We start from the raw sequence: 17,275 nt of genomic DNA on the forward strand, positions 1-17,275 counted from the left end.
GTCCCCGAGACAGCCGAAATTGCGCGGCGCATAAGAGGCGTAAAACGCCTAAGCTTGGCGGCGCTCTTCCGTCTCAAGCGCCGCCCACAGCCGTTCGTATATGCTGACATGATCAGCCAAGCGGCATCGTCACGGCCTTGCACGTCCGAAATACCATGGGTGAGGCAATACTCCTCCAACGCCTGGCCAAGCATGCTAAGCTGTTCCGGTTCCGCTATTCCCGTGAATGGCATGGCCAACTCCCCTTTTGCGCTAGGGCGAAAGCGATCGACTCTTTCAATCGCCCCTATGCCGTTCGAAAGCAGGCGACGGTTCAGTAGGCAAAATCGGCCAGACGCGTCTATTAACAAAGACATATGAACCGACCCCTTGTGGTAGGGCCACCCGATGGCTGACGAACCCGATTCGCAGGGACGGCCCGGTAGTTCACGGTCTTGTCAGAGAAGCAGGCATCACTGAAGCGGAAGCTCGCGAGCTTGTCAGCTGTTTTGGGCAGCGCCAATTGGCCGTCGTTCATGCGGGAAGCCCGGCTGTTAATTCGCAAAGCCCTGAATTTCAAACTGACCAGTACGGGAAGGCCGCCATTGTTGACTCCGCCTATGCCAAACGCGTAAGTCCCGGTTCGCGCATCACGTCCAGGGCGCAGCTTTTCAACTTTGAAGGTATCAAAATGGACGATAAATACGCCAATGCGCGAGAGCACTTTTTCGCGGCAATTCGCACGCTAGCAGCCTCTGCCGACGCCATACAAACGCGATTGATCGACGCAAATGTGAACATTTTGCACGTCACTATCGATGAATTTGCTGGGGACCGGGAGCTCAAGTTCAAGTTTGCAAAGATACTGGATCTTCTGGCAATCGATCAGGACGATATGGAGGCCGTGGCTGTTGAGACAGCCGCGCACATGACTGACTTTGAAGCCGTCAAAGTCGCGGATTTGATTTGCGCTTTTTACTACGAGCTCACGTAATAGTCGGCGCGGCAGCCCGTCTTCCCACTAGCGAGGCGCCGGATCTTGGCCAACCAAACACGCTAGGAGCGGCTGAGATCAATCCGACTGATCACAATGGTTTTGCCGGTTGCCGGGTCTTTATCGATCGTCGTCAATCGCATCCCATTGTCGCCAACTTTTTCGAGCCTTAGCTGGGCGGCACGGTCGCCATTGACTTCTTTTGCCCAATGGATGCCGAGGACCAGTGCGTTGCCTGAGCGACTGCCACTGAGGCCGGCCGGGCCGGTGCTCGATCCGGTGTATATGCCCGTATAGGTTTTGCCATTCGTCTTCACGTCGGCGCCGATCGCCCGCGAGAACACCACGTAACCTGTACACTTGCCGTTAAGCGCCAAAGAGCTTTCCGTCGCGTCAGATGCAAATTTGCAGTTGATTTTGATGGGTTGGGAATCGGCGTCGACTTTGACCGTGCCCTTGCCAACCCAGTTGCCGGCAAACGATTTCAGAAAGGCGCCGTCAGCGGCCTGAGCAGGCGCTCCAATGCAAAGCACTGCTGCGGCCAGCCATCCAATGGATTTTGTCATGATAAAGTCCTTCAATTCGGCGCAGGCGCGAAGACGATCATAGCGCAGGCGCGATGCAGATTTGAGTTCCTGTCGATGATGCGCCTAGGCGCTGGCAACTGCCTTCTCGATCTCCTGGGCCGAATGGCCGGTGAGATCCTTGGCGATTTCGCCAATCAGAACGTCCGATAATTTCTGATGATAGTGCTTGCGCAGTTCGCCAAGCGTTCGCGGAGCGGCGATGATGATCAGGTTGGCGATTTGCCCGCCGAGGACCTGTCGGTTGAGCAGATCGGCGGTTCCGGCGGCGAAACTGTCCTCCTCGATCTGACTGTTGTCCGGATTGGCGGAGCTGCTCTGATGACGCGCACCGGATCCCTTGTTCTCGTTTGCCACGTCTTCCACGACCGAGGCCGTCAGTTTTGGATTGGCTTCGTCTCCTGAATTGCGGAACAGATTGAGCCTCTCGCCATCGGCCACTGCAACGGTCGCGCCTTTAGGAATATCCATGTGTAATGTTCTCCGAGATTGCGCCAGCCCTTGGCTAATCGGTTTGGGGGGCCTGCTGACGTCACTCTTAACGCCCCAAGCCGCCAATGGATGCTTGGATCTGAGCCTTTCGTCGACGCCCGGCCGCCTGGGGGCCGCGCCGACCGGCCGCCCCCCCCAAATAGCACGGGGCTTCATTGTGATCCGGCATCAGCTGCCTGATGTTGGACGGATAGGCCGCATTATATGTCGCGCTGGAACGAATGTCGTCGCGCCCCGTTCGCTGAGAGATGGTGGGGACAGGGATGACGCGATGCACGATGCTTTTTTCAGGGTTCCAGTGACGGTTGAGTTGCCAAATGGAGAACTTCGCAGGTTGTCTAGTGCATCCGAGGCTGCGATCTTGCTGATGGAGAAGTGGCCTGAAGAGCATGGCTCAAGATACCGGGACGCGCTGCGGGCTTGCACAGGCTCACTGACTTCAGAGGAGGAGGTGGAAAATGCCCGGCAGGCGTTTTTGGCGGCTGCGGAGGAGGCAGGGCTGACCGTGCAAGGCGTGCATGACAACGAGGACGCTCCATCGCCGCGTTCGATAGAACAGCCAAAATCGTCATACATCGTCGACGAGAAACGACGGGATCGTGGGCACAGGGAGGAGCAAGAAGACTTTCTCATCCGTTTCCTAGCGCGCGAAACCGGGATTACGGAAGCCCAGGCGCGCGAGCTGATCGATATGGTCGGTACTGATCGTGGATCACTGCTGCGAGAGGCCAGAATATTGAAGGCGCAGCGCTGAGACGCCGGAATCTGGCAATGTTCCGGAAGGAGGGCGCCGCCTAGGCTGACGGTGAGGACCCCGGGCTAGGCCCACAATCTCGGTAGGTTGGCGTTCAGTGCCTGATGCCGTCGCCGTGCAGCCTCATAGCCGTTTGATTGTTGAATGCAGAGGCCTCTTCGGCCGTGTCGAAACGCGTTGCGATCGCAGTTCCGTCAGGTGCCAGAACGACCGCCAGGTATGGGAGCCGTTCATTGGCGGATGGTAGACTACATATACAGGTTGTGAATTTTTCATCGCCCTTTGTAGAAGGCGCGCAGGCTTTCGCCAAGGAGGCTTGCCCAGGGCCCACATAGCCACTCCTGCGCTAGGATTGGTTGATTGGGAACTGAGGGTGAAACAGCCGTGCCTCAAGTATGGTCAGGGGCGATAAAACTCGCGGCATGATCTGCGGTTTTTTCTCATATGCCGGATGAATTGGGCTAATAGAACCGCCAGCCGCTTGTTTATGACGTCACAACCGTTCCTTTTTCGACATCCTTGCGAGTTTCCATGACGACAACCGCGGAAAATCTAAAGCCCCTCCTTTGGGAACCCAAGAACCTGGTCCGAGCCATCGAAGCCGCAGGGGTCGCCCTGTGGTCATGGAACGTGGATAGCGACGCGTTGGCCATGGATGACCGCGCCTATGACCTTTGGGGCATCCCGCGCACCACAGACGTCAAGTTTGAAGACCTTTCCGCGCACATCCATCCTGCGGATCGCGACCGAGTGCGCGCGGCCTTCAACGCCACGCGAGCGATTGTCGGCCCCTATGAGATCGACTTCCGGATGATGATCGGCGACGAACTCAAATGGATTTCCGCGCGTGGTCAAGGCGACGACGAAGGGATAGTCCAGCGGCTGATGTTCGGCATCTTCATTGATGTGACCGGCCGCAAACAGGCGGAAGAAAGCCGTGAGCTGCTGGCTGGCGAAATGAGCCATCGCGTCAAGAACCTGCTCACCATAGCCTCCGGCCTTACAGCCATTACCTCGCGTTCGACGAACACCACCAACGATATGGCGCGCGAGCTTACTCAGCGGCTGACTGCCTTGGGGCGAGCCCATGATCTGGTGCGGCCGGTGCCCGGGCAGACCGAGGCCGCCTCGGCCCTGCTTGGCGATCTGCTTACGGTACTGCTCGCGCCTTATGACGATCTGGGAGCGTTCAGCGGCCGCATCAGGGTGTCGGTACCAAGGATGAGCGTCGGTGAATCCTCGGCAACTATCCTCGCGCTTATCATCCATGAACTTGCAACCAACTCGCTCAAATACGGTGCCCTGTCGGCCGAGGCAGGGACGCTGGATGTTTCGTGCTCGGCGCACGATGACGCCGTCACGATCGTCTGGACAGAAAGTGGTGGACCCCTCGTTGAGACACCTGCGGGCCCGCCCGGCTACGGCAGCAGATTGGTCGAGCGCAGCGTAACCGGGCATCTGCGTGGCTCGATCGCTTATGACTGGTCAAAGCAGGGCCTGGTCGTCACGCTGAAGGTCCAGCCGGAACGGCTCGCACAATAACCCCGCGCTGGCCTTCAGAGGCCTAAGCAGGTGATCGAGAAACGACCTGCCCAAGCCATAGAGGCGGAGGACTAGCCGGCTGGCATGTCAAGTTGAGACCAGGTCGCGTAGACTTGTTGCGATGGCTGCGTTGTCGTACGGCTTAGCATAAAACAGGCTGCCTTTCGGAAGGTCTGTTACCGACACCGCACGGTGGCCTGATGTCGCCACGATCCTGATGGGTGGCCAGCGGTCGCGAACAGCAGCGGAAAGCTTTATGCCATCCATGCTCCCCGGCATGTCGATGTCGGTGAACATGATCTGGATCTGGGCATTGGCTTCGAGCAAGTCGATTGCCTCATCGGCATTGGCAGCCTCCAATACCTCGAAACCCTCGCCGATCAGGAAATCCACGATATCCATGCGGATTAGCGGCTCGTCCTCGACAACCAACACGCAGATGCTAGGCGCCAATGGACCCTCCTGCCAAAATGATGCTGGCGGTCCACAACTCTCTTGTGCCCAGATCGCTCCACAAAAACATGCAATACAAGCATTTAGCGCCAAAACGCCGAAGCTCATGGATATTAGCGTCGACGGGCACGAAGATTGCGACTCCGCTGACGGAGAGAACCAAGCAATGTTCCCGCCATGAGTCCAAGTCGAAGGTCTAACGGCCAAGATTGTCGTCGCCGCTCACAGGAACTGGACTGGCACGCCGCGACTGAGAAGCTTGCCAAGTCCCTGGGCATCCCAATTCGTCAGGCGAACACAGCCATGCGAGCCGGTCTTGTCGATACGGGCGGGCTCAGGGGTGCCGTGGATACCGAAGCTCGGTTCGGAGAGTTCAATCCAAACCGTTCCGACGGGACCATTAGGGCCGGGGGGAAGGGTCAGTACCTTGTCGTTGTTACCCTGTTTGAAATTGAGCTTGGGATTGTAGGTGTAGGTCGGTTCGAGACCACCGCCCTAACCGTATATGTTCCGGACGGGGATGGGGTCTCCTCGCTGCCAATGGTAGCGGGATAGGCCGCCAGAAGAGAGCGGTCTTCCGCATAGGCGCGAACCTGGCCCTCTGCCTTGTCCACTTCCAGCCTGACAGCTTTCCCGCGCTTGCCTGAGCCGAGATCGGCCACGGAAATAGTTTCGCCCTCGGCGAAGGTCGCGCCCGGATTGAGTGACGTTAGAAAATCCTCGTCCATGTGGAAGCGCTCGGCCAGGGCCTCGCTTGCACGAGCATAGCCGAGATACTTCATCTCGGCCATTTTGGCATAGTCCTTCGGAATGGCGCCCACCACCGTCGAAAGGTCGTCGGCCGTGACGACATAGCTGCCGATCACCTGCTTGTCCGCGTCTATGGCGCCGATGACCTGCGGCCCGACCTTCCCGTCGACCGGAAGGCCACGCATCATCTCAAAGGCTGCGATGGCGTGCCGTAGGTTGCCGCCGTCGAGCCCGTCAATAACTCCCGGCGACGCTCCCGCCCGGTCGAGCAATACCTGCAACCGGACAATAGAGGGGGAGGGTGTGTCGCCAACGTGGGGTGGGATAAACTCGGTGGAAGGGCCGGCGAAACCGACCTTGAAGGTACTGCTGGTCGTCAACGGGTCGACCTGCGAAGACGCAGGCTCATAGGTCGGCGGGATTGCGTCCAGTGCTGCTGCGTTGATGGCCTCGGGAGTAAGCAATGACGAGGCTGTCGCCGATGACATGACGAACGTCGCCGGGAAAAGGCCGAGCGCCGTGCTGGCGGCAAAGGTGAGTGCAGGTAAGCTGAGGCCGCGACGCATGGGGAGTGCTCCTGCCAGCGGACGAAAAGAGGCCGCAAGCGACATTCTTCCGGATTGGCTACCGCTTTCTTAATATCCGCGTTCTAACGACAAATCAGATCAGAACTCCCTCGCCTTCATCTAGCGTCGCCTCATCAGACCTGCGGTCGGCGCGGCGCTCATTGATTCTCAAATGCTTGAGCTTTGCAATGATCCGCCGTGTGCCGATGCTTCCGGTGTGAAAAAGCGCGAACAGTGACCCAGGCACCGGAACGCTCAAGTATCTGCCCCATTTCTAGGATTTCGAGGGGTCACGACAGTCGCGTTCCGGGACTCCATACCGTCACCAATTTTCGCAATGAAATCGCAATAATACTCGACGCAGTCTCTTCCCAGGTCGGCGCGAACTGTTTTTGCACGATGGTGGGCGACGCCTTGCTATCACCAGCTCGCAAAGCTCGCGGGTGTGTGTCGTGGCGGGCAACGATGTCGACGGCGTCAAGCCGGTCGATGGCAAGCATGGTTGCGACGTCCGTATAGAACGGAGCGCTGAGAGCACGGTCGTTTCCGCCTTGGTGGGATCGACGTCGCAGACAGCGGCAAGCGCTGCGCCTTCGCTCGCAAGATCCTTCCACCCATGCAAATGGTTTTGCGCGTAGAAGCCGCAGCCGATGAGTCCAATGCGGATTGCCCCCGTTGCCATGTCTATCCAGCGACGATCGGTGCTGAAGATGGTGGCCTTCATGAAATTGGCGGGTTGACGCCGCAACGAGATTTGTCAGTACCCGGCTTGACCCGCTGCCATGCCGCCTCATTCCGAAAGTTGCATGCCAGGCTGCCGCTCGCTCCGTCGGTTCCCCAGCTGCGAAGAAACGAAAGTTGCACGTCAGCTTAATATGCCTGATCATGGCGGTTGGTACGGCGGAGATATCAAGTGGCAGCCAATCCTCGAAACGGCATGCATCCGTCGGCTCCCGGACTGGCGGGCATTCTTTCCGCAGCCACCGCCCACCCGCGCACGTCCTTGCCCACTGTCGCAACTGTCGTGACGACGGTAGCCGCCTTGTACTTTGGGCGCGAGGTTTTCCTGCCGATTGCAATCGCGGTGCTTTTGACCTTCGCGCTTGCCCCGGTGGTTTCCGCGCTCAAACGAGCCGGCATACCCCGCCTTCCTGCTGTCATTGTAAGCGTGCTCAGCGCATTCGCGGCGCTCGCCCTATTCTCTTTCATTGCCGCGTCGCAGGTCAGCGAACTGGCGCAGAACATCCCGGCCTACCAAACAAACATCCTGACCAAGATCCGCTCGCTCAAGGAAACTGGCGTCGGCGGAGGTATAATGGCCAGATTGAGCGGGGTGATCGAGCGCGTCGGCCAGGAGATCGATCAGCAGGGGCCGTCGCCGCCTCCCGCGGCGAGCGACAAGCCGCAGCGTGAACCGATGCCTGTCGAGATCGTCTCGCGGGAAAAGCCGATCGAAGTCCTGCAGAACATCATCGGCCCGCTGATCAGCCCTCTGGCGTCGGCCGGGCTGATCGTAATCGTCGTCATCTTCATGCTGCTGGAGCGGGAGGATCTGCGCGATCGTTTCATCCGCCTTGTCGGTTACGGCGACCTCCACCGAACCACTCAGGCGCTTCAGGATGCCGGCAAGCGGGTCGGTCAATATCTGCTCATGCAGTTGGTGGTGAACACCGTCTACGCCATACCGATTGCGGCCGGGCTCTGGGTCTTGGGCATTCCCAATGCACTGCTGTGGGGATTGCTGGCGCTGGCCCTGCGCTTCGTTCCCTATATTGGCCCGGTCATTGGTGCGCTGCTGCCTATATTCTTGGCGCTGGCCGTGGCGCCTGGCTGGTCGCTCGTCCTGTGGACCGCCGCCCTGTTCGTGGTGATGGAGTTGGTCACCGGCAACGTCGTCGAACCCTGGCTTTACGGCTCGAGGACGGGGCTCTCGCCACTGGCTATCATTGTCGCGGCGATCTTCTGGACCTGGCTGTGGGGTCCGCTCGGTCTGGTTCTGTCGACGCCGCTCACCGTCTGTCTCGTCGTGCTCGGCAGGCACGTGCCGCAGTTCGAATTCCTCGACGTGCTGTTCGGCAACCAGCCGGTGCTCGAACCTCATGCCCGGCTCTACCAGCGACTGCTGGCTGGCGATCCCGACGAAGCCACCGACCACGCCGAGGAGATGCTGGAGGAGAAGTATTTGATCGAATTCTACGACAAGGTCGCCATTCCCGCCTTGCTGCTCGGTGAGCAGGACCGCGTGCGCGGCGTGATGGGCGACCAGCAAAGGCGGCAAGTGGCGGCCAGTGCTCTGACGCTGGTGGCAAACCTCGACGACAACGCACAGGAGGAAGCAGAGGAAGATGACCCGGAGGTGGCCGAGGACGCACGGGCGAATGCGGGAAAAGAGGCAGCCGGAGAGGGCAAGGATGCCGAGGGCGACGACGACACCGAGCTGCCGGATGGCACCGACATGTCGGTGCTTTGTGCCGGCGGGCGCGGCGAACTCGACGATGCCGCCGCCGCAATGTTGGCGCAGGTGCTCGAAGTCCAGGGCGCGACCGTGTCGAAGGCGGGCTTTGCCGATATGGAGCCGGCAAGCATTCGCCGCCTCGAACTCGACGCGGTCGACACCGTCGTGGTCGGTTTCCTGAACCACGATTCCGTCAAGCACGCCCGATTTCTGGTGCGCCGTCTGAAGCGCGCCAAGCCGGCGTTGCGGGTAGGCATCGTGTTCTGGTCGGAGACCGGGGACGACAACACGGAAGCAGCCGCTGGGCTGGCCAGCGACAATGCCGATTTCGTTGCGCATAGCATGGCCGACGCCGTGCTGGGTGCGTTGTCAAACGATCCGCCGGTCGTGCTCAAGCTCGCTGTCAAACGCCGCATACGCCGCCGACCGCCAGCCCGCAAGAAAGTGTCGCTTGCAGCGGCAAACTGAGTCCCGGCAATCAAGTAGTGAGCCCCCGAGATTTGCTAATTTAACAAAACCGCAATTTGACACTCCCGCTGGGGACGACCGAGTAACTCCCCCGGGCCTAGCCCAGGATCAGGCAAGGCGACGCGGCCCCTGGCTCGGCCACGCCGGGCAGCCTGCGCGTGCCCCGCAGCCGGTTGCGGAGGTCTCCTTTTTTAGTCTTTCTAACGGTTTGGTGTTCAATCCAGTTCAGGATCGTGCCTAGTTCCCCATATAGCATGGCGACGCATACGGCCACCCATCGCGCGACCTGTGCTGCTGGATCAGTTCACTCGTCTGTATGAAGGCTGGATGGGCAAATGCGACCTCTACGTAAATATCTCGCGGCGCAGACTGCCGCCGTCGTCACTTTGAAATTTGATGCCGTTGAAAAGATTGTCAGCTTCCGCCAGCGGCGAGAAGCAATGGACCTTGGTGGGCCACAGAAGGACGACCGTGCATGTGCAATGCAAGTCGGGGCAATCTGCTGGATACACAGCTAATGCCAAAATGCACCAAGGCGAAGTAAGCATTCCCAGGAAGTAGGTCTACCAAGCTGCGAGAACGTTCCCCCGAATGCACCTGCACCTCTGCGGGCCGGCGGTGCGACGCAAGTCCTGTCTTAGTGCTTGAGAGGTCACGCTTCCGTGATCGCGTAACATTCGGCCAAAATTTGCGAACTCTAAAAGGGCAATTGTGCCCCTATGGGAGTAAGCAAATGAACGCGATCAAGCTCGTTGCTCTTGTCGGCCTTGTCGGGTTTTCCGCCTCACATGCCTTTGCCGAAGACACGATGGGTAAAATGACGATGATGAAGGGTGGAGAAGTCACGGCGATTATGCCGGATGGGCACATGGGAACGATGATGCCCGACGCAAAGATGAGTGCCGAAATGATGAAAATGGCGAAGCCGATCAAACATTGCATGATGATGATGACAGACGCCAAAGGCAAGGCGTACATGATCGACACGTCAACTAAGAAGGCCCAGGCCGAATGTGAAAAAATGGCGATGTAAGCTGACAAACTCCCCGCCGGCATGCGCGTCGGCGGGACATCTCGCGCTTCGGTGTTGCTGGGTCCTCAACAATGTCGCGGCTCAGGTCGCGCCGGTTTGTCGACTTGAGGCGCCCGCGATGGCAGGATCGACGATCCGAACCGTCTCGTCCGCGACGTCGGAAACCACAGCGAAACGACCGCTGGGGTCAGAATCAATGGCTGATCACAAGCGACACAGCGCGCAACAGAATGAGATCAGCCTATCCTGTTACGCCCCAGGAGTTATAATCTCAGTGCAGAGGTACCTGGGCTAACCAAGCTCATGCCGAAGCATTTGAACGATTGGCTCGCCGGCGCGTTGATGCCCATGGGAATAGAACCTGTCTTCGTAGTTGGCACGTCAGAGGGTGGCGTGACAGCCTTGCAGCAGTTGCTTTCCGCTCTTCCTGAGGATTTTCCAAGGGCCGTGCTCGTCGTCCTCCACGTTGGAGCCCACAGAAGCAATCTCCCTTGGCTGCTGAACCAACGCGGACCTCTTCAGGCTGTTCATCCCAACGACGGCGACGCAATCACCGCCGGGCACATCTACATCGCTCCCCCCGACCATCATATGATTGTTGAACGTGGCATTATTCATTTAACCAAAGGGCCGCGGGAGAACTGGGCCCGCCCGGCGATCGATCCGCTGTTCCGAAGCGCAGCCAAAGCGTACGGTCCCAATGTCGTCGGGGTAATCCTGACGGGAGGGCTCAATGACGGCACCGCTGGATTGTATGAGATTAAGGAACGCGGTGGCACCAGCGTCGTGCAAAGCCCGGACGATGCCGCCAATCCCAGCATGCCGCAAAGCGCTATCGACCACGTGACCATCGATCACTGCACATCGTTGGCGGAGATGCCGAAGCTCCTGATGCGCCTGGCAGGGGCCAAGGTTCACGAAGTCATCGGATATGGTGAGGATGGGGATAAGGAGATGACTGCGGAGTTCACCCAAAATCATCCTGTCGCGATCACCTGCCCAGATTGCGGCGGGGCACTGCGGAAGACTGAATTGGGATCGCTGTCTCAATTCAGGTGTCATATTGGCCACGTCTACACCGCAGAAGTGATGTTGGCCGCGCAGTTCCTGGCACTTGAACGGGCGCTTGAAACGGCGATGCGATCACTGGGCGAGCGTGCCGAACTCTGCCGGCAGATGGCCGAAAAGACCAACGACCGGGGTACGGTCGCAAATTGGGAGACGGCTATGCATGAGGCGACAGATCAAAGGTTGCCGATCGAAACGCTTTTGACGCGGCAATGGATTCATCCACATTTTGGACGTACAGATAGATAGATAGAGGCCGCGGGCGAGCTGGGAGCTCGAACAGGCGGGGCTTGTAACTCAGCGAAGGCGACACTATCGACAAGCAATTGCCTACCGGCAGGAAGACGCCGCCCGACTTGGGTTTGGTCGTCGGAATTGGCGCATCCGCTGGCGGCCTCAGCGCCTTTACGAGCTTCTTTGCAAACATGCCAACCGACAGCGGCATGGCGCTTGTCCTTGTCCAGCACCTGGCACCCGACCATCGAAGCATGCTGGCGGATATCCTCGGCAAGGTGACCGCGATGAAGGTGGTCGAGGCTGAAGACGGTATGCCGGTGGCCGCGAACGCGGTTTATGTCATTCCGCCGAACGCTACATTGACGTTCAAGGCTGGGCGCCTTCGGGTTTCGCGTCCGGCGCCGCCGCGCGAACATCGAAGGCCTATCGACACGTTCTTCTTTTCTCTGGCGCAAGACCAGGGTGAAAACGCCGTCTGCATCATTCTCGCCGGCACCGGCAGCGACGGCACGCTCGGATTGAAGGCTATCAAGGAAAATGGCGGGCTGACGTTAGCCCAAGCCGAATACGACCACATGGCAATGAGCGGTATGCCGCACAGTGCCGCTGCCACGGGCTTAGTGGATGCGGTGATGGCGGTAGAAGACATGCCTGCCAAACTTCTGTCCTACAAAGGCCATCTGCTGACGGTCGCACCAGTCAAGGGCGAGGATGGGACGCGCCAGGACATGGCCGCCCATCTTAAAACGATCAGCAAGCTCTTGCACACAAGGATCGGGCACGACTTCAGCTTGTACAAGGAGAACACGCTTGTCCGCCGCGTTCAGCGCCGGATGCAGGTTTTGCAGATCGACAAGGTTCCCGCTTACATAACACTCCTCAAGAAAGAGCCGGATCAGCTCGAATTGCTGTTTCGTGAATTCCTTATCGGCGTCACGCATTTCTTTCGCGATCCGCAAGCCTTCGAAGCGTTGGAGCTGATAGCCATCCCGAAATTGTTGGAAGACAAGGGTGCCAGCGACGCGATCCGCATCTGGGTGCCGGGTTGCTCGACGGGAGAAGAAGTCTACTCGATCGCAATCCTGGTGAAGGAGGAGGCGGAACGGCGAGGCATCGCTTCGAGGATACAGATATTCGCAACCGACATTGACGACCGAGCGGTCGCCATCGCCAGGGCCGGGCGTTATCAAAAGGTCTCCGGCGTTTCTGCAGAACGCCTCGACCGTTGGTTCACCAAGGACGGCGACGAGCATTGCCCGGTGAAGGAAATCCGCGAGCTATGCGTTTTCTCGCCCCATAGCGTCGTCAAGGATCCGCCATTTTCGAAGCTCGACCTGATCTCGTGCCGAAACATGTTGATTTATATGAACGCCGATCTGCAGGATCGTGTGCTGCGCAGCTTCCACTACGCCCTCAAGCCAAACGGCATTCTATTTCTTGGGCCATCGGAAGGAGCGACAAGACTCAGCAAGGCGTTTAGAACCCTCGACAAGAAGCACCGTGTCTTTGAGCGCGGTGATGCAAAGGTGATACTACCCGAGCTTTCGATCTCTGCCGATAGGCTGCCACCGCACCCTACCACCGCAGCCGGCTCTTCGCCCGGGGAGGATCGAATTGAGAGGAATGCGAGACGGGCTCTTGAGCAATATTCGCCTGTCTTTGTGGTGGTCGACGAGCAACACGACATTGTGCGCTTCTCTGGCGGGGAAGTGGGCCATTATCTTGAGCCATCGTCGGGGACGGCTAGCCTGAATCTGTTCGGGCTTCTTAGGAAGGCGCTGCGGCCATCCGTCCGCGCCGCCATTCAAACCATGCTCACCACTAAACGTGCCGTCGTGAATGAGAATGTTGCCCTCAGGATCGACGGCAAGAGCCGGGCCGTGACCGTGATCGTCACGCCAATCGCCGGCGGGTTCTGCGTGGTCGCCTTTCAAGGCTCGCGTGTTGCAAGCATGGGCAACGCCGCCGTCACGCCTGGCGAACACCCAAACGTCGGCACGGAGGCGCTGGAACACGAGCTGCGGACCACAAAAACTCAGCTTCAGTCCACAATCGACGAATTGGAGACGACAGCGGAAGAGATGAAGTCGGCCGCCGAGGAGTATCAGTCGGTGAACGAGGAATTGCAGTCTTCCAATGAAGAACTCGAAACCGCGAAAGAGGAGATGCAGTCGGTCAATGAAGAGCTGCATACCGTCAACGCCGAAATGACCGCCAAGAACGAGACAATGACGCTGCTGAACAGCGATCTGAAAAACCTGCTCGACAGCACCGACATTGCGACGATCTTTCTCCACAATGATCTTCGCATCAAAAGCTTCACCTCCGGCATGACTGATATCTTCCATTTGCGCGACGCCGATCGTGGCCGCCCGGTGACAGAGATTGTCACGCTGCTGAACTACTCCGAGTTGCAGGACGACGTGCGCAAGGTGCTGCGCGACCTGGCCGTGCTTGAGAAAGAGGTCCGCGTCGGCGAGGAAGGCATGACGTTCATCATGCGCATTCACCCCTACCGCACGGTCGATAACGTGATCGATGGCGTCGTGATAACGTTTGTCGATATAAGCGCCCGCAAGAAAGCCGAGGAACATACCGCGCTCTTGATGGGCGAGCTTGACCATCGGGTAAAAAACATCCTGAGCATCGTTTCCGCTGTCGTCAAACAGACTTTGAAGACGAGCACATCGCCAGAAGCATTTACCGCCAGCATGGAGGGTCGTATCACGGCAATATCGCGGGCTCACGGGGTGCTCACCCGGAACGGTGGACAGGACGAGGCGCAACTACGCGATCTCATTGAGACCGAATTAGCCCCATACGATCGGCGCGGAAATAATCTGAAGATTATTGGGCCAGATATAGCGCTTACCCCGAAGGCCAGCTTCGCGGTAGCGATGGCAGTCCATGAGCTTTGCAGCAACGCGGCCAAATACGGAGCGCTTTCCACCAGTGCTGGGCACCTTGCGGTTGAGTGGTCGATAATCGGGAGCTTCGCAGGCTATACCCTGAAGCTGGCCTGGACGGAATCCGGGGGCCCCACAGTTTCTGACCCTACCAGACGGGGATTTGGGACGACCTTGATCGAACGCGGCCTAACCCATGAATTCGATGCTACCGTGATCCGGCAATTCCTCCCCCAAGGCTTGCACTGCACAATCGACATTCCGCTGACTGCGGAGGTTGGGCATGCGCGAATTCCACGAGAAACACGGGACGCGTGATGACAATCGGTGAAATGGCGGGATTTCGCGTTCTTCTGGTTGAAGACGAGATGCTCATCGCGATCGAAATCGAAGACACGCTGAAGGATTTCGGATGCGAAGTCGTCGGCCCCACAGGGAAGCTCGAAACCGCGCTTCAACTGGCTACCGACGAAATGATCGATGCGGCGATCCTCGACGTGACCATTCGCGGCGGAGAGGTGTTTCCCGTTGCAGAAAAGCTGCTGGAGCGCGGCATTCCATTCATGCTTGCCAGCGGTTACGGCGAATGGGCGCTGCCAGACAAAATGCGCGATCGGCCGCGCTTGACCAAGCCGTTTACATCCGAGGAACTGCACGTCCAAATACGAGCGCTCGGCAAGGAAGCGGCTGACCGCAAGAGGCTTGGTTAGCGTTCTTGTTCTAAAGGGGGGCCAAGACGGTGGTGAATAACATTCATCCTTCCGCCGAGGTGATCACAAAGAATTGAGGTAGCGAGCTTTTGCTGCCTTTCTCTCCGTCCAACCACTCGGAAGATGATGATGCGCCTTTGGCGTCTCCGTAATTGTCGTCTCCAGCTCACTTCGCCGAGCTAAGGAGGTGAGTAACCAGTGCGCGAGTACAGCAAGCGCAAGAAGCTACTCCAGGAGCAGCAAACTTTACCCGCCCAGCCATCGGTCAAAAAACAGACAGCTCAACAAGGCTTGGCCAGTAAACGCCTGCAATGGAAAGGGATTAATGGATCGTCCTTTGTATTTTTTTGGCAGAATTTTTCTCAAGACCGCCGGGCTTCTACGTAATGCTCGGGCAGCCTCACTTGCGCGGCGATCGCCAGTTCGTCCGTTGGAAGTTACATCCTGTCCATATCAGCCATGGCGTTGACCGGCGTCGTCCTTATCCAGAACAACCGTGATACCCGTGCGATGCAGGCCAAATTGAACGAAATTATTGTGGCGCTGGACAATGCGCGAAACGAGGTGGTTGGTCTCGAACATGCTTCGCACGCGGAAATTACCGCTGAGATCGAGAAAATCGAGCAGAACGCTGCCCTTTCGAACAAGGGTGAGACCTCAAAAGAGAAACTATCGCGTTGACGAAATGGAAGACGACATCGTGCGCAAGACACATGCAATCAAAGCGCCGACGCCGTTCGAAGCTGCAGGAAAGATTAGCCAAACTGTGAAGCTGACCAAGCAGCCTGAAGGCGATTGGGTGAGGGTCACTGACGAAGAGAAGGGGCTGGTTTTCGGCTACATTCCGACGTCGTGATACGATGCACGCGTGGCATGACCGAGACGGGCGGATCAATTTACCTTTAGACGAGGAAAGCGATGCGTACGGCACCGCATAGGGGCGGGCTTCCGCGATCACGAATTGGTGGTCTTGGCTGAAGAGGCGAACGACCCCCGTCGAATGCGCCTGAACCAGTTCAGCGCTATCAGCCCAACGATAGAGGCGACGACGAAGATAGCGGCGAATGAACCCAGGTAGAACAAGGAGTTTCTCATGGCTTCGACGACAGCAGCGTTAGTCTGGTATTTGGTAATCGACCAGCCCAGGGAACGCATAGTCGTACTGCCCAGCACATTCGACAAGCGTGAACAATGTACCGCAGCCATCGCCGAATATCAGAAGCAACCAACGCCGGCCGGCTGGACGCTGCAGTGCGTGCCGAGCGCCTCGCCTTTCACTGACAATAGCCCCGCGCAGTAAATCCGCCTCCGTTGAGAGACTTCCTATTACGCGAGCGAAATGCTGGCCCGTATCGTTTAAAAGCCCGCGCCCCTGGCGGAGAACGCGGGCCGATCAGGGTTTCCCCGATCTTCAGCAGGGCATGGTTTCAGTCTCCCTGTCGTCTTCAAGCGCACTACCTGCCGCGATGCACAATTAGAGATGGCTAATACTCCGTTAAGTCGGTTTTGGTCGTCGAATGAAAGTCGGCTTCCATTCGCGGTTCCGCTTCCGCTGCTGGCCTTCGTAGTCGGGAATGGCACGGCCGGCGGCCTGCAACACGAAGCAACCGAAGCGCCCGACAGGTATACAAATGTCCCTACGGCTTGCCCGCATATGGCGCCTACAGTTGTATGACCGTTGAGTTCGTGAAAAGAAGACTCTCAAGTTTCAAGTGTCAGGCCGTTTTCGACGCGAGATCGCTGCTTGGGTGACTACCGTGCTCTATCGAATAGGCTCGGGTAACTCAGCTCCGAGCAGAAAGATCAGGGAGGAATAGTAAACCCACAAAAGGATGATGATCAGGGCACTTGCCGCCCTGAACGATGACCCGACAGCGCTGCTGCCGATATGCCAACCGATGAGGCTCTTTGCCAGCCGTGAACAGCCCGGCTGTGTCGAAAGCCCCGACCCAGACGTCGCGCCATTCCAGATCCCGGTCTGGAGGACCTTGTAAATGGCTTCAAATAGTAGCGCGATCAGCAGATAAGACATCGGCGCGTTGACAAGGGCGATAATCGGGGCGCCGAACGGCAGCACATGATTGATGCTGGCGCTCAAAGCTGCGCTTGCCGGGCTGGCTACAAGGGAAACCATCAGGAGGAAGCTTAATGCAATCACTAAGCCGAGACTGACGGTCCGGCCCGAATAGGCGTGACAAAGACGCGCCCTGGGGTTTGGTCTTCCAGATGACAACGACTGTCGTTATTATGCCCGATGAGGGGTTTGGGAACTTTGGAGAGCGCC

The 17,275-nt window shown here is 58.2% G+C and carries 18 protein-coding genes and 1 pseudogene; 12 read left to right on the forward strand and 7 right to left on the reverse strand.

The genetic code is table 11. The features are described 5' to 3' along the window. The first annotated feature begins 502 nt into the window (after nucleotides 1-502). Nucleotides 503-973: a hypothetical protein gene (locus DBIPINDM_RS42860; RefSeq protein WP_258589651.1), complete on the forward strand. Its 471-nt coding sequence runs from the start codon at nucleotides 503-505 to the stop codon at nucleotides 971-973. A gap of 62 nt (nucleotides 974-1,035) precedes the next feature. On the opposite strand, the gene DBIPINDM_RS42865 is transcribed toward DBIPINDM_RS42860, so the two are convergent. Together DBIPINDM_RS42865 and DBIPINDM_RS42870 are read right to left on the reverse strand one after the other, a co-directional pair. Next, complete coding sequence (locus tag DBIPINDM_RS42865; RefSeq protein WP_258589652.1) at nucleotides 1,036-1,539, reverse strand: hypothetical protein; 504 nt, start codon at nucleotides 1,537-1,539, stop codon at nucleotides 1,036-1,038. Between the two features lie 84 nt (nucleotides 1,540-1,623). Next, entirely contained in the window at nucleotides 1,624-2,028 is a 405-nt protein-coding gene (locus DBIPINDM_RS42870; RefSeq protein WP_258589653.1) for a host attachment family protein, read from the reverse strand. 292 nt (nucleotides 2,029-2,320) lie between these two features. On the opposite strand from DBIPINDM_RS42870, the gene DBIPINDM_RS42875 reads away from it, so the two are divergent. Then, the gene (locus DBIPINDM_RS42875; RefSeq protein WP_258589654.1) at nucleotides 2,321-2,803 is read left to right on the forward strand and encodes a DUF982 domain-containing protein; all 483 of its coding nucleotides are present in this window, start codon (nucleotides 2,321-2,323) and stop codon (nucleotides 2,801-2,803) included. Between the two features lie 531 nt (nucleotides 2,804-3,334). Further along, nucleotides 3,335-4,345 carry a sensor histidine kinase gene (locus DBIPINDM_RS42880; protein ID WP_258589655.1) on the forward strand — a complete coding sequence of 337 codons (1,011 nt, stop codon included), beginning with the start codon at nucleotides 3,335-3,337 and terminating at the stop codon, nucleotides 4,343-4,345. Between the two features lie 87 nt (nucleotides 4,346-4,432). Here DBIPINDM_RS42880 and DBIPINDM_RS42885 read toward each other — a convergent pair whose 3' ends face one another. From DBIPINDM_RS42885 to DBIPINDM_RS42900, 4 genes and pseudogenes are all read right to left on the reverse strand, one after another. Next, entirely contained in the window at nucleotides 4,433-4,798 is a 366-nt protein-coding gene (locus DBIPINDM_RS42885) for a response regulator (RefSeq protein ID WP_258589656.1), read from the reverse strand. A 222-nt stretch (nucleotides 4,799-5,020) separates the two neighbouring features. Beyond that, nucleotides 5,021-6,159 (reverse strand): annotated as a pseudogene (locus DBIPINDM_RS42890) (L,D-transpeptidase family protein). Nucleotides 6,160-6,208: 49 nt separating this feature from the next. Next, a complete protein-coding gene (locus tag DBIPINDM_RS42895; protein WP_258589657.1) occupies nucleotides 6,209-6,373 on the reverse strand; it encodes a hypothetical protein in 165 nt (54 codons plus the stop codon). A gap of 31 nt (nucleotides 6,374-6,404) precedes the next feature. Next, complete coding sequence (locus DBIPINDM_RS42900) at nucleotides 6,405-6,614, reverse strand: hypothetical protein (protein WP_258589658.1); 210 nt, start codon at nucleotides 6,612-6,614, stop codon at nucleotides 6,405-6,407. A 413-nt stretch (nucleotides 6,615-7,027) separates the two neighbouring features. Here DBIPINDM_RS42900 and DBIPINDM_RS42905 point away from each other — a divergent pair, with 413 nt between their 5' ends. The 9 genes from DBIPINDM_RS42905 to DBIPINDM_RS42945 all read left to right on the forward strand — a co-directional run bounded on the left by DBIPINDM_RS42905 (nucleotide 7,028) and on the right by DBIPINDM_RS42945 (nucleotide 16,291). Beyond that, complete coding sequence (locus tag DBIPINDM_RS42905) at nucleotides 7,028-9,037, forward strand: AI-2E family transporter (protein ID WP_258589659.1); 2,010 nt, start codon at nucleotides 7,028-7,030, stop codon at nucleotides 9,035-9,037. A 733-nt stretch (nucleotides 9,038-9,770) separates the two neighbouring features. Beyond that, nucleotides 9,771-10,070: a hypothetical protein gene (locus DBIPINDM_RS42910; RefSeq protein ID WP_258589660.1), complete on the forward strand. Its 300-nt coding sequence runs from the start codon at nucleotides 9,771-9,773 to the stop codon at nucleotides 10,068-10,070. 303 nt (nucleotides 10,071-10,373) lie between these two features. After that, nucleotides 10,374-11,387, forward strand: coding sequence for a chemotaxis protein CheB (locus DBIPINDM_RS42915; protein WP_258589661.1), 1,014 nt, complete (start codon nucleotides 10,374-10,376; stop codon nucleotides 11,385-11,387). A gap of 107 nt (nucleotides 11,388-11,494) precedes the next feature. After that, complete coding sequence (locus DBIPINDM_RS42920; protein WP_258589662.1) at nucleotides 11,495-14,599, forward strand: chemotaxis protein CheB; 3,105 nt, start codon at nucleotides 11,495-11,497, stop codon at nucleotides 14,597-14,599. Continuing rightward, entirely contained in the window at nucleotides 14,599-14,991 is a 393-nt protein-coding gene (locus DBIPINDM_RS42925) for a response regulator (protein ID WP_258589663.1), read from the forward strand. Before DBIPINDM_RS42920 ends, DBIPINDM_RS42925 begins: the two co-directional genes overlap by 1 nt. A gap of 198 nt (nucleotides 14,992-15,189) precedes the next feature. Then, a complete protein-coding gene (locus DBIPINDM_RS42930) occupies nucleotides 15,190-15,378 on the forward strand; it encodes a hypothetical protein (protein ID WP_258589664.1) in 189 nt (62 codons plus the stop codon). Nucleotides 15,379-15,450: 72 nt separating this feature from the next. Further along, a complete protein-coding gene (locus tag DBIPINDM_RS42935; RefSeq protein ID WP_318036968.1) occupies nucleotides 15,451-15,672 on the forward strand; it encodes a low affinity iron permease family protein in 222 nt (73 codons plus the stop codon). Between the two features lie 4 nt (nucleotides 15,673-15,676). After that, nucleotides 15,677-15,847: a hypothetical protein gene (locus DBIPINDM_RS42940; RefSeq protein WP_258589665.1), complete on the forward strand. Its 171-nt coding sequence runs from the start codon at nucleotides 15,677-15,679 to the stop codon at nucleotides 15,845-15,847. A 237-nt stretch (nucleotides 15,848-16,084) separates the two neighbouring features. After that, a complete protein-coding gene (locus tag DBIPINDM_RS42945; protein ID WP_258589666.1) occupies nucleotides 16,085-16,291 on the forward strand; it encodes a hypothetical protein in 207 nt (68 codons plus the stop codon). A 462-nt stretch (nucleotides 16,292-16,753) separates the two neighbouring features. On the opposite strand, the gene DBIPINDM_RS42950 is transcribed toward DBIPINDM_RS42945, so the two are convergent. Further along, nucleotides 16,754-17,125 carry a hypothetical protein gene (locus DBIPINDM_RS42950; RefSeq protein WP_258589667.1) on the reverse strand — a complete coding sequence of 124 codons (372 nt, stop codon included), beginning with the start codon at nucleotides 17,123-17,125 and terminating at the stop codon, nucleotides 16,754-16,756. Nucleotides 17,126-17,275: the final 150 nt, after the last annotated feature.

Source organism: Mesorhizobium sp. AR02 (assembly GCF_024746835.1).
In the GTDB taxonomy this organism is placed as follows: domain Bacteria; phylum Pseudomonadota; class Alphaproteobacteria; order Rhizobiales; family Rhizobiaceae; genus Mesorhizobium.

What these genes read in the sequence shown, in the direction of transcription:
- DBIPINDM_RS42865 (WP_258589652.1), bottom strand. Translation starts at nt 1,539, where the DNA reads ATGACAAAATCCATTGGATGGCTGGCCGCAGCAGTGCTTTGCATTGGA.
- DBIPINDM_RS42870 (WP_258589653.1), bottom strand. Translation starts at nt 2,028, where the DNA reads ATGGATATTCCTAAAGGCGCGACCGTTGCAGTGGCCGATGGCGAGAGG.
- DBIPINDM_RS42875 (WP_258589654.1), top strand. Translation starts at nt 2,321, where the DNA reads ATGCACGATGCTTTTTTCAGGGTTCCAGTGACGGTTGAGTTGCCAAAT.
- DBIPINDM_RS42880 (WP_258589655.1), top strand. Translation starts at nt 3,335, where the DNA reads ATGACGACAACCGCGGAAAATCTAAAGCCCCTCCTTTGGGAACCCAAG.
- DBIPINDM_RS42900 (WP_258589658.1), bottom strand. Translation starts at nt 6,614, where the DNA reads ATGCTTGCCATCGACCGGCTTGACGCCGTCGACATCGTTGCCCGCCAC.
- DBIPINDM_RS42910 (WP_258589660.1), top strand. Translation starts at nt 9,771, where the DNA reads ATGAACGCGATCAAGCTCGTTGCTCTTGTCGGCCTTGTCGGGTTTTCC.
- DBIPINDM_RS42915 (WP_258589661.1), top strand. Translation starts at nt 10,374, where the DNA reads ATGCCGAAGCATTTGAACGATTGGCTCGCCGGCGCGTTGATGCCCATG.
- DBIPINDM_RS42925 (WP_258589663.1), top strand. Translation starts at nt 14,599, where the DNA reads ATGACAATCGGTGAAATGGCGGGATTTCGCGTTCTTCTGGTTGAAGAC.
- DBIPINDM_RS42935 (WP_318036968.1), top strand. Translation starts at nt 15,451, where the DNA reads ATGGCGTTGACCGGCGTCGTCCTTATCCAGAACAACCGTGATACCCGT.
- DBIPINDM_RS42940 (WP_258589665.1), top strand. Translation starts at nt 15,677, where the DNA reads ATGGAAGACGACATCGTGCGCAAGACACATGCAATCAAAGCGCCGACG.
- DBIPINDM_RS42945 (WP_258589666.1), top strand. Translation starts at nt 16,085, where the DNA reads ATGGCTTCGACGACAGCAGCGTTAGTCTGGTATTTGGTAATCGACCAG.
- DBIPINDM_RS42950 (WP_258589667.1), bottom strand. Translation starts at nt 17,125, where the DNA reads ATGGTTTCCCTTGTAGCCAGCCCGGCAAGCGCAGCTTTGAGCGCCAGC.